The organism is Pontibacillus chungwhensis, from assembly GCF_030166655.1.
GTDB lineage: Bacteria > Bacillota > Bacilli > Bacillales > BH030062 > Pontibacillus.
In genome coordinates this window covers 3,522,062-3,534,211 of the sequence record NZ_CP126446.1, presented here as the reverse complement: position 1 = coordinate 3,534,211, position 12,150 = coordinate 3,522,062, and the positions used below count along the sequence as shown (strand labels likewise).

Here is a 12,150-nt window from a genome sequence, read left to right as displayed (position 1 = left end):
GATTTGTAAAAAACGACACAAACGTGTAAAGAAGTCCATAAATTTTCCTAAATTTATCAATAAGGCTAGAATTTTCCCTCTTATTCGTGCTATCATCTATGCTAGATTAACCATGAATTGGAGGAACTTAGATGACAGCTAGACATTTCGTAGGGACCCTTCTAAGTTTATTTGTTTTGTTTTTAGCACCGGTAATAGCCCAAGCAGAGACAGAATGGGTAGAATTACCTGACGCATCAGACGTAGAACCAGATAAGACATGGACAATTGAATTCAACACATCAATTAATGAAGCAACGGTCAAAGATAACATTTCAGTTCGAACATTAAACAATGGACAGTACACTCCTTCATTTGACGTGAGTGCTGATGGGAAGAAGATTACCATTCACCCTCCTAAAGACGGATACAATAGTGAGGAGTACTATCAGCTTTCAGTGAAGAAGGAAATTTCATCTGCGCAAGGTAAAGAGATGGAAAAAGGGTACAAGAAGAAGTTCCGCATTAAACAGTACGAGGAAAAGCCACAAACAAAGCCAGATCCTGAACAACCAGAAGAACCAGAAGAAAAACCAATTGAAGAGAAAGAGATCTTATCAACTGGAACGGTCACAGCGGATATATTAAATGTACGTAGTGGACCGAGTGCAAATTATGAAAGAATGGGTTCGATTTCACGAGGCGAAAAAGTAAAAGTTTATGATTTTGACGGTTTCTGGGCAGAAATTGAGTATGGTGGAAAGACAGGTTATGTGCATAAGACCTATATGAAACTGCGTAAAGAAGGCGGTACAGCTATCGAAGGACAACGTGTTGTTATCGATGCTGGACATGGGGACCATGATCCAGGTGCACAAGACCGAGGCACACAAGAAAAGGAAATTAATTTAGATGTATCCCAGCGTGTAGCTGAGCGTTTGAAAGAGCTAGGTGCAACACCGATTATGACGCGTGACTCAGACAAGTTCGTGACGCTTCAAGGACGTGTGGACTATGCGCAAGAAGTAAATGGAGATCTCTTTGTAAGTATTCACACGAATGCAGCTTACCGCAGTGCGAAAGGTTCTGAAGTATTTTACGATACAAGGAAGTTAAGTAATGTGGAAGAAGGGCGTATTCTAGCTGATAAAATCCAAAGGCAACTGGTCGATGTTGTAGATATGTATGACCGTGGTGTGAAGGATAACAACTGGCACGTCATTCATTACAATACATTGCCAAGTGTTCTAGTTGAGCTTGGATTCGTTACAAACAGTGAAGATTACGAAAAGCTTACGTCAGATCATTACCGTGATCTTTACGCACAAGCGATTACTCAAGGGATTGTCGACTACTACGAAGAAGAAGTAAACTAAACTGACAAGGCATCCTTATACGTTAAGGGTGTCTTCTTTTTTTATGTTTAATTAGCTCTTAGTTAATTTAATACCCGCGACAGTCATAAATGAAACGATTCTAAACGAATTTTATACATAATTAAAAATGGTGAAACTTATAATGGTGAAGGATCGTCTAATAAAAAGATGGAATGTTTGCTACCGTTCGACAAAGGCTTTTACATACTTCTTTCGAGAAACGTCGTTTAGAGTCGACAAAAAAAGGTAAATAAAAGTGTAAATCCGATATTCTAGCCGCAGCCCCGTTATGTTATAATCCTATTGTTAGTTTGCACAGAAATGAAGAACCATATACATGAATTTGGAAAGTAATAACTGCTTCGTGATCACCAAAATTGGACATACTAGAACCGAGGAGGGTCTTTAAAATGGAGTTTAAGGCCTTATTATTATGTTTCATTGCTTCAATCCTCATCACACCTGTTGTGAAGAAGTTAGCTGTTAAAATTGGAGCGACGGATAAACCGAATGAACGAAAAGTACACCAAAAATTAATGCCACGTTTAGGTGGCTTAGCGATATTTCTTAGTTTTATCGCAGGCGTCCTTCTATTCTACCCTGATTCACCTTATACCTGGCCGCTAATCATCGGAAGCACGATCATTATCATAACGGGCGTGCTTGATGATATGAAGGAGCTATCGCCAAAGTGGAAGATGGCAGGTCAGCTTGCGGCTGCTCTTATTGTCGTTATAGCTGGAAATGTGAAAGTTGAGTACATCAACATTCCATTTGGAGATACTCTCCAGTTTGGTTGGTTTAGTATCCCCATTACGATTCTTTGGATTGTAGGGATTACAAACGCGATCAATTTAATTGATGGTCTTGATGGGTTAGCAGCTGGCGTATCGTCAATTGCTTTGTTAACCATCTCAGGTATGGCGATTTCAATGGGCGATATCTTTGTTTCCATGGTCGGTCTGATTACACTAGGAAGTACGTTAGGCTTTCTTGTTTACAACTTCTATCCGGCTAAGATCTTTATGGGAGACACAGGAGCTTTATTCTTAGGCTTCATTATTAGTGTTCTATCTCTCCTTGGCTTTAAGAACATTACGTTATTCTCGTTCATTATCCCGGTTATTATTCTAGGCGTTCCAATTTCTGATACGATTTTCGCGATTGTGAGAAGGTTTGTTCAACGCAAACCGCTATCGTCGCCAGATAAATCTCACTTGCACCATTGCTTGCTACGATTAGGATATACTCATCCTGAGACGGTTCTTATGATTTATGCAATGGCTGCGCTGTTTAGCTTAGCGGCGGTTATTTTCTCCCAGGCTACTATGTTTGGATCCGTATTTGTCCTGTTTACGCTGCTCATTTTAATCGAGCTTGTGGTTGAAGTGACAGGGTTAATTAGTCAAAATTACCGTCCAATCTTGAATTTAATACGTGATTATCGTACGAAGCGATAAATATTAGCACCAGCGCACTTTTGCGCTGGTGCTTTTTTGTGGGCTCGTTTTTGTTTGCTTTAGTGAGAGGAAGGTATGTTGGGGAAAACACTCGCTTTCCTGCGGACGTTCTCCCGAGCTTCCTCGTTCGCTACGCTCTCTGTGGGATCACGGAATCCCGTCTTTCCGCGGGAGTCTCGCCGTTACCTCGTCCACCCTTTGCGGTAAGATGGCTAAACAAAAAGCAATGCTAGAAAATCCCTCCTCAACAAGATCCAAGAAACATCCCGTAATTGAAGATAACTCCATGAAACTTATCCATGTGCCCATACACGTTTATATCCCTCTAATGGTGGTATGGTTATAGATCTTATTAAAGAAGAGCGAGGGGTGAGTGGATGGAGAATGTGGATGTGGTTGTGATTGGTAGTGGGCATAATGGGTTGGTTTCTGCCTTTATGTTGGCTGAGAAGGGCTTTCGGGTGTTGGTGCTTGAGAAGGCGGATTTGCCTGGGGGTGCTTCGAAGTCGGTGGAGGCTAATGGGTTTGTTCATGATTTGTATGCGATGAATATTGGGTTGTTTTTAGGATCTCAGTTTTATGAGGAGTATAAGGAGGAGCTTTTAGAGCATGGGTTTGAGCCGGTTGTGAGTGATCATCCTTATGCGAGTGTGTTTCCGGATGGGACGGGGCTTGGGATTTATCAGGATCGTGAGAAGACGTATCAAACCCTTTCTGCTTTTTCTCAAGGGGATGCTGACTCATGGGTTCGGTTAAACGATTACTTTGATCAGACCGCTCCTTATTTTATGCCGCTCATGCAAATGGAACTTCCTTCATTTGAGGCGGGGAAACAGTTTTGGAAGATGTACCGTCATTTTAAGATTAGCGGGCTGCTTCAGCTTGGAAGCCAGTTGCTTCAATCACCTCGAGAGTTTGTAGATCGTTGGTTTACGGAGAAGAAGATGAAATCTCTCATAGTTCCGTGGGGCTTTCATTTGGACTTTGCACCGGATGTGTCAAACGGTGCTGTCTTTCCGTTTCTTGAGTCGGTTTTAAATCAGCGCAATGGGATGGCTTTCTCCAGAGGTGGAATAGGACAGTTGATGAATAGCTTAATTAAAGGGATTGAAAAGAGGGGAGGAGTGGTTCGCACAGGGGCTGATGTGGATGAGATCCTTGTTGAGGACGGAAAAGCGGTTGGCGTTAAGCTTACTTCAGGTGAAATAGCTTATGCGAAGAAAGCGGTTATTGGGAATGTAACGCCGACCCAGCTTATTACCCGGTTGCTTGATCAGAAGAAAATCGATTCCTCTTATGTGGAGAAGGCAAAGAACTATCAGTATGGCCCAGGTACCATGATGGTTCACCTCGAATTAGACTCGCCTCTTGAGTGGAAAGCAGGTGAAGAATATGGAGATTTTGCTTACATTCATATTGGCCCTTATGTGGAAGATTTGTCTCGTACGTATACGCAAAGCCTGAACGGGGTGTTGCCAAATAGTCCGTTGCTCGTGGTTGGTCAACCTACAACCATTGATGCTTCAAGGGCGCCGGAGGGGAAGCATACCCTCTGGATTCAGGTTCGAGCGCTACCTGCGAGCGTTAAGGAAGATAGTCTGGGGGAAATTGCACCTGGGGGCTGGGAGGATATCAAGGAAGCTTACGCGGAACGGGTCCTGGATAAACTTGCACACTATGCTCCGAATGTCAGAGAAGTGTTATCTCATAAAATCGTTCTATCTCCTGGAGATTTAGAGGCGGATAACCCGAATTTAGTTGGGGGAGATAGTGTGAGCGGGAGTCATCATCTTCATCAGAATTATGCGTTCCGCCCTGTACCCGGGTATTCAAGATATCATACTCCGATTAAGAATTTATATATGGTAGGCGCAGCTACGTGGCCTGGTGGAGGATTGAATGCGACATCAGGGTACTTGTTGGCGCATAAATTGACTTAGATTTCCCTTTACCGTCGAAAAAACGCACAAAAGGTTTTCCCGGGAAATACTGTGTCAAAAAAGCAGTAATATTCCCTGGAATTTAGATGATTCTTTTCAAGTATTCTACAAAAAGCTCTCAAATTTTGCCTTAAATTCCAAAGCCCTCTATGAATCTACCTCTATTCTATTTATAATAGATGGTAGATTCTATGAAACGGGGAGGACATACGAGATGAGAAAGGCAATGGTTTGGGTGTTTAGTGTCGTTTTACTTGTTACGTTCTTTGGGATGACGGAAGTTGCGCAGGCGGCTAGTCAATCCTGGCAAGATTGGGGTAAAAGGATGAACGTACAGACGGATAAGGTGTGGACGATTCAATTGAATACACCAGTAAAACCTGAAAGTGTAAATAAGGATCAGGTTTATGTGGAGAATAGCTCAAGCGGGGAGCGCCACGCCGTAACGTTGCAACAAACAGAAGATAAGAAGGCGATCCGTGTCGTACCGAGTCAAGACTACACGGTGGGCCAAACTTATACGTTATACGTGAAACAAGGATTACGTTCTGAACAAGGAAATAAACCTATGGAATTCTCAGTAAAAAAATCGTTCAATGTATCGAGAGATTATCAAATTGCTAAGATGAGTGGGAAAGATTCTTATACATATGGAAGGTCGTTTGACACATTTGCTGAAGCAAAAGCTGATGCGTTGCAAGACGGAAGTGAAGTGATCTTCTATCGCAATGAGGTCGTATGGATTCCTGAGGGACTCGCGCGTACGAAGAAGTTTACGATTTTGTATGCCGATAAGAATTTAAATTCATCGGTTACGTATGTGAATAGCGATGCTGAACTAGAGTATATCGGATCTGAGGGAGGAAATTCACTGAAAGTACGGTTGGCAGGTGAGGTATTGTATGTAAAGCCAACTGATGTTTATTTGCTTCCTCCTCAGTTTATTGATGGACAGTCGTATTATACGAATCAAAACGGAGAACTTGTTCACCACCTATTTTATAACGGATATTATGTGAGCTATACCTACGGAGATGCACCGGAGTCCATGGCAGAAGGGGAAAAGGTATATACTCCAGATGGGATTGTTCACCTGAATGATACAGATACACCAATGTTTAACCAGTTATCATTAAAAACAAAAACGGATTATACTGCAGAAGATATCGATCAGTATATTAAAGAGAACGCCCCAAATAGCCCTCTTGTTGGGCAGGGAGAAGCGTTCATGAAAGCACAAGAGAAATACGGTGTGAACGCCCTTTATTTAATGGCACACGCGATCCACGAAAGTGCGTGGGGATTAAGTCGTATTGCGCAGGATAAGAACAACTTCTTTGGCTTGAATGCAAGTGACGATAACCCTTATGTGAATGCGGACAAATTCATTTCCGTTGAAGCGAATATCCTATATGCAGCTCAGTTTGTGTCTCAGAATTATCTGGGGGAAATTGGTACAGACTATAGATCCAATGGGGACTATCTTGGGAATAAAGCTGAAGGTATGAACGTAAAATATGCATCTGATCCGTATTGGGGTCAAAAGATCGCCGGTCATATGTACCGTGCTGATAATTGGTTAGGAAATAAAGACCGTAACTTGTTAACAGGGGAACCGGATCCGGTGGCAGATGCTGGAGAAAAGGAAGAGCCTCAAGCAGGTGAGAAGGACTTTAGTGATAAAGAGGAAGGCACAACAGATGTAGAAACTTCTTCAGAATCTAACTAATTCTACAGAAGAATAAGATATAAAAAATGGTAGCAAGGTTTTCCTTGCTACCATTCCTATTTTAAGACAGCTTTTGCTATTAATAATCTTTGTCTTCTTCTTTTTCTGAAGATGATTTTTTAGCATAGGAGCTATCCTTTTTATTTTTCTCATCTATGGTGTCATTGGGTTGGGTTAGATCAAGGTGTGTTTGTAACTCATTTTGAATGGAAGCGAGGCTGTCATCGTATACTTTGAAATAATAGAGATCGTTTATATAGGTACCTTCCCCGTCTAGCTGCATCGTTTCAAACGAGATATTACGGTTTAGTACGTAATTGTGAAGTGCGCTCATTTCATCAAAGCTCATGTTTGTCTTCATATTGTTACCGATCGAATCAATCAGAGAGCCGTATTTGGTAACGGATTTCATGTCTGACGCTTCGTCAAAGATCGATTGAAGAATCTCCATTTGTCGTTTACCGCGAGCCTGGTCACTGTCATACTGCCGGGAACGAGCAAGGGCTAGAGCTTCTTCCCCGGTAATATCTTGCTGCCCTTCTTCAAGCTGAATGGCGCCATGCTGGTCATCACTATTTTTCTCCGTCATATCAAACGGTACGTCAAACTCGATACCACCAAGGGTGTCCACTGTTTCAACGAATGCATTGAAGTTCAGGCGTACATAGTAATCGACAGGGACATCAAATAAGTTCTCAACAGTTGATACCGCGTAATCGACTCCTCCGTAGGCATGGGCGTGAGTGATTTTATCCATCTTGTCCATTTGTGGAATGTAGGCATAAGAGTCACGGGGTATGCTTACGAGTTTAATAGATTTCTCTTCCTCGTTTAATGTGGCGAGCACCATTGCATCTGAGCGAGCATTACTGTCATAGTCTCGCTTTTCACTATCGTCAACGCCGAGGAATAGAATCGAGATGTTGTCCTGGTATGGATCGACGATTTCATCACGTTTTTTCGACATATCGCCACGCTTTAGCTCAAGCTGAGAGCTTGTTGTCGCTTGTTTCGCTTTGTCGGTTAAGTAGGCTCCATATCCTGATACGATGCCTGCTCCTAATAAGAAAAGAACAATAAAGGACCAAAGAAAAACTTTTTTCTTCGATGTTCTTTTGCGTTTCATGAGTTTAGTCTCCTTTTTCAGCCGTGACATCCGTTTCCATGTAGGAAACTTCTTCTTGCGTAATCTTCGCCTGGTCACTGGTGAGATCGACCATCCAAGACGTAAACGAATCTTCTTCGCCTTCGACTACATATACTTCTATTTCCACATGTTCGAGGTATTCAATCCCTTTTATGGCATATTGGCTGTTCCTGAGCTCGTTCTCAAGCTTGCCAAGAAGTGTGTAGTCAGCTGTCACTTTCATCGTTCGCATTAATTGACGTCTTACAATACCAGTCGTTTCAAGACCTGCAGAGGTTGCACTTGAGTAGGCACGAATTAAACCTCCGGCACCAAGTTTAATCCCCCCAAAGTAACGGGTAACGACTACGGCGGTGTCTTTTAACCCTTTTTTCTTTAAGACATTTAAAATCGGCACACCGGCGGTTCCGCTTGGTTCCCCGTCATCGTGTGCTTTTTGTATTTGATCATGTTCTCCTACCATATAAGCGGAGCAGTTATGAGTGGCGTTATTGTGCTTCTTCTTAATCTCTTGTACAAATGCTTTTGCTTCTTCTTCTGTTTCTACACGTTTTACATATCCAATGAAACGAGACTTCTGAATAACAATTTCTTCAAAACCTTCACCATTTACTGTCAGATAATTGTTTAGCATCTTGCATTTAACCTCCTAAAACTTCATTATAAAGATGTAGATGTCGAACGGCAAATCATTTTGACTGTTCTTACCAAAATATAGATAAATTTCAACTTTTTTAAGAATTACCCCCAGAAATAGACATGGGTCGAACGAATGAGTATGTGAAATAGATGGAGGAGACGTTTTATGCCGGAGAGTAAAATTGGTGAAAAAGCACTTGATTCCATCATCCAAGAGATGATCGATACTGTGACAAATAGTAAAGACGAAATATTTCAAATCGGCGAGCAGTCCCGAAATGAGTTCGAACAACTTGATCGTGAATTGAAAGACACGAAAATGCAAGTTGTTGAAATTATAGATGCGGGAGATACGCTAGAACGACAAGTGCGTTTCTCCAGGATGCGATTATCTGAAGTTAGTAAGCATTTCGACCGTTACTCCGAGCAGGAGATTCGCGAAGTGTATGAGCAGACGCATCAACTCCAAATGCAACTTTCCGTCAAGCGTGAGCAGGAAAAACAACTCCGGGAACGAAGAGATGAATTAGAACGTCGCTTAAGAAAACTTGAAGATACGGTCGAACGTGCCGATGCATTAGGTGGGAAGATATCAGTTGTTCTTAACTACTTAAATGATGACTTCAGACAAGTGACAGAGGCACTGGAGGATGCGAAGGAAAAGCAGGCGTTTGGGCTTCAGATTATTGAGGCACAAGAGGAGGAACGTCGTCGTTTATCACGAGAGATCCACGATGGACCGGCGCAAATGCTCGCAAACGTGATGCTTCGTTCTGACTTAATCGACCGGACATTCAGGCAGCGGGGCGTTAATGAAGCGTTGAAAGAAATTAAGGAAGTGCGTGGCATGGTCCGATCGGCACTCTATGAAGTGCGTCGTATTATTTACGATTTAAGACCAATGGCCTTGGATGACCTTGGGCTTGTGCCAACGCTTAAGAAATACTTAGCGACTGTTGAAGAGTACAACAGTATTGAAATTCCGTTCACGCCGTATGGAGTAGAAAAACGTCTCGATCCAAAATACGAAGTAGCTTTATTCAGACTCGTTCAAGAAGCTGTGCAGAATGCTGTGAAGCACGCGGAAGCATCGCGAATTGAGGTAAAATTCGAACTGAAACGCTCGCTAGTGAACATTATTGTAAAAGATGATGGAAAAGGATTCGACACAAGCCAAAAGAAAGAAAAATCATTCGGACTTGTCGGTATGAGAGAGCGGGTAGAAATGCTTGATGGGGAGATCACCATTGATTCTCAGGTTGGTTCAGGTACGATCATCATGATTCAAGTGCCCCTGAACTAATCAGGCAAGACTATATTCTACCAATCTTTTATATTATAATAAAAATGTAATGGTTACGAATAAGTGATAAGTATTCCCACCCGAGACGATTGTGTAACAACATAATAGGTAATGTTTAGGGATCATTGTTTTATAGAATTGAAATTAGGATTGTAAAAATAAACGGAAAATGGACACGGGAGGCTCGAGCCATGAATACGAACATAGTATTAATTGACGACCATAAATTATTTCGTGAAGGCGTAAAGCGAATCTTAGAATTTGAACCATCCTTCAATGTAGTAGCAGAAGGGGACGACGGTGAATCAGCTTCGGCTTTAGTAGATGAACATCGCCCAGACGTCGTGCTTATGGATATCAACATGCCACAAATGAACGGGGTACAAGCAACAGCTGAGCTGATTGCAAAATATCCGGACATGAAGGTTATCATTCTATCGATTCACGATGATGAGAACTACGTGACACACGCTCTTAAGACAGGTGCTCAAGGATATCTATTAAAAGAAATGGATTCAGACGCCTTAATTGAAGCAATCAAAGTCGTAAGCGAAGGCGGCTCTTACTTGCATCCACGTGTCACCCATAATCTTGTAAAAGAATACCGTCGTCTATCAGAAGATGGTAGCCGAAGCGGCTCAAGCAGCCAGCAAGGCCGTACAATTGAGTACCGTAAACCACTTCACCTGCTAACACGCCGTGAGTGTGAAGTTCTTCAGTTACTTGCAGACGGGAAAAGCAACCGCGGGGTAGCGGAGTCCCTTTATATTAGTGAGAAGACGGTAAAGAACCATGTGAGTAATATCTTACAAAAAATGAACGTAAACGACCGTACGCAGGCTGTTGTGACAGCGATTAAGAACGGTTGGGTTGAAGTATTATAATGTGAGGAAGGCTCTGGAACCTGAATGGTTTCGGGGCTTTTTTTGTGGGTGTTTCCGTTTATTTAGGGGGAGTGTAAGGCGGGCTGGGAAACTACTCGCTTTCCGTGGGCGAGCTGTCGAGCCTCCTCGGGAAAACCACCCTGCGGGGTCTCGTCTAACTCTTCTTCCCACAGGAGTCTCGCAGTTTCCCAGCCCGCCTTTGCGGTGTTTGGATAACGGAAACTCTGGGGTTTGGTTAGGGAGGGAGACCATTCAAGTTACAAAGTACTTCCTAAAGGTCAAAAGACAATGAAATGATGTAGGATCTTTTAATTCTTTAGTGGGGTGCAGGGTGTCTGGCACGCTGTGGTTTGTTACTGTGATAAAGGGGTTTGAGGGATTGAATTTAGTGGGTGCAATGGGGTGGGAGTTGCGGTAAAATGAGAGTAGCTTTACCGATTTTTTCATAACGACTAGACAACCTTCATAGGTTATACATAATGGAAATTATTTTAATGAAAAGGGAGTACGATAAGATGAAAACAGCGATCTTAACGGATAGTACGGCTTACATCCCTCAGGAGCTTCGGGACCGCTGGAACATTCATATGGTTCCCCTGAGCGTGACGATTGGGGAAGAAACGTATCGTGAGGAAATGGATTTGTCCGCTTCGGATTTCTACGATATGGTGCGCGGTGCTCAGGAACTGCCGAAGACGTCTCAGCCTTCGATTGGCGTTGTAACGAATAAATTAGAAGAGCTTTCGGTTGAGTATGATGCCGTTGTGGCGATCACGCTTTCAAGTGGCATTAGCGGAACGTATCAGGCAATTGCGAGTGCGGATGATATGGTGGATTCGATTGACCTTCATGTGTTCGATTCTGAAATTAGCTGTATGGTTCAGGGCTTTTATGTGTTAGAAGCGGCTGAGATGGCTGATAATGGAGCGATGCCTGAACAGATTATGGCGCGCGTGAATGAGATGCAGTCTTCGATACGGGCTTACTTTATGGTAGATGATCTTTCTCATCTCCATCGTGGTGGACGTTTGAATGGTGCCCAGGCGCTTGTGGGGAGTTTGCTTCAGGTGAAGCCGGTTCTTCATTTTGTGGACAAGGTAATTGTTCCGTTTGAAAAGATTCGTACGCGCAAAAAGGCGCTTAAGCGTGTGAAAGGGTTGTTTGAAGAGGTTGCTGAAAAGGGGCAGCCGATGAAGGCGACGATTATTCATGCGAATCGTGAAGAGGATGCGCAGGAGATTTTGGATGAGCTTCAGGAGAAGTATCCGAATGTTGAGTTTGTGCTTAGTTATTTTGGGCCTGTTATTGGGACGCATTTAGGTGAGGGTGCGCTTGGTATTGGGTGGTTTGAGCGGTAGCTGGTAGGCCTTTGCTTTTGTGGAGTGCTTGGGGTGGCTGCGGGACTACTCGCTTTCCTGCGGGGAGCTGGCAAGCCTCCTCGTTCGCTTGCGCTCTCTGTGGGGTCTTGCCTAGGCTCCTTGCCCCGCGGGAGTCTCGCAGTCCCGCTGCCACCCCTGGCTTAATTTTGGTTAACGGCCGCTTTAAGATACTCCTTAAAACCTCCCATTTCCAACCTCTTAATGGTTTTGATACCTTTGTGAGAATCTACTTATTTATAATCATTCCCCCTCGTTTTCGTTTACATTTATTCCAACCTTAAAAACAAATTCTATTACTTCATTCTAGATTATTT

Annotated in this window: 9 protein-coding genes; 7 read left to right on the top strand and 2 right to left on the bottom strand. The window is 43.0% G+C overall.

Annotation, left to right across the window (positions count from 1 at the left end; translation table 11 throughout):
• Window positions 1-131: 131 nt before the first annotated feature.
• The 4 genes from QNI29_RS18200 (at window position 132) to QNI29_RS18185 (ending at window position 6,484) form a co-directional block, all read left to right on the top strand.
• Window positions 132-1,355, top strand: coding sequence for an N-acetylmuramoyl-L-alanine amidase (locus tag QNI29_RS18200; RefSeq protein ID WP_231419721.1), 1,224 nt, complete (start codon window positions 132-134; stop codon window positions 1,353-1,355).
• Window positions 1,356-1,765: 410 nt separating this feature from the next.
• Complete coding sequence (locus QNI29_RS18195; protein WP_231419720.1) at window positions 1,766-2,815, top strand: glycosyltransferase family 4 protein; 1,050 nt, start codon at window positions 1,766-1,768, stop codon at window positions 2,813-2,815.
• A 377-nt stretch (window positions 2,816-3,192) separates the two neighbouring features.
• Window positions 3,193-4,755, top strand: a complete 1,563-nt coding sequence (locus QNI29_RS18190; protein WP_231419719.1) for a phytoene desaturase family protein — start codon at window positions 3,193-3,195, stop codon at window positions 4,753-4,755.
• Window positions 4,756-4,969: 214 nt separating this feature from the next.
• Window positions 4,970-6,484: a glucosaminidase domain-containing protein gene (locus QNI29_RS18185; protein ID WP_231419718.1), complete on the top strand. Its 1,515-nt coding sequence runs from the start codon at window positions 4,970-4,972 to the stop codon at window positions 6,482-6,484.
• Window positions 6,485-6,563: 79 nt separating this feature from the next.
• Here QNI29_RS18185 and QNI29_RS18180 read toward each other — a convergent pair whose 3' ends face one another.
• Window positions 6,564-7,610, bottom strand: coding sequence for an LCP family protein (locus tag QNI29_RS18180; protein WP_231419717.1), 1,047 nt, complete (start codon window positions 7,608-7,610; stop codon window positions 6,564-6,566).
• A gap of 4 nt (window positions 7,611-7,614) precedes the next feature.
• Complete coding sequence (locus QNI29_RS18175) at window positions 7,615-8,265, bottom strand: YigZ family protein (protein ID WP_231419716.1); 651 nt, start codon at window positions 8,263-8,265, stop codon at window positions 7,615-7,617.
• 171 nt (window positions 8,266-8,436) lie between these two features.
• On the opposite strand from QNI29_RS18175, the gene QNI29_RS18170 reads away from it, so the two are divergent.
• The 3 genes from QNI29_RS18170 to QNI29_RS18160 all read left to right on the top strand — a co-directional run bounded on the left by QNI29_RS18170 (window position 8,437) and on the right by QNI29_RS18160 (window position 11,815).
• On the top strand, window positions 8,437-9,573 hold the full coding sequence (locus QNI29_RS18170) for a sensor histidine kinase (RefSeq protein ID WP_231419715.1): 1,137 nt from the start codon (window positions 8,437-8,439) through the stop codon (window positions 9,571-9,573).
• Window positions 9,574-9,764: 191 nt separating this feature from the next.
• Window positions 9,765-10,457 carry a response regulator gene (locus tag QNI29_RS18165; RefSeq protein WP_231419714.1) on the top strand — a complete coding sequence of 231 codons (693 nt, stop codon included), beginning with the start codon at window positions 9,765-9,767 and terminating at the stop codon, window positions 10,455-10,457.
• A 515-nt stretch (window positions 10,458-10,972) separates the two neighbouring features.
• Window positions 10,973-11,815, top strand: a complete 843-nt coding sequence (locus QNI29_RS18160; protein WP_231419713.1) for a DegV family protein — start codon at window positions 10,973-10,975, stop codon at window positions 11,813-11,815.
• Window positions 11,816-12,150 lie beyond the last annotated feature (335 nt).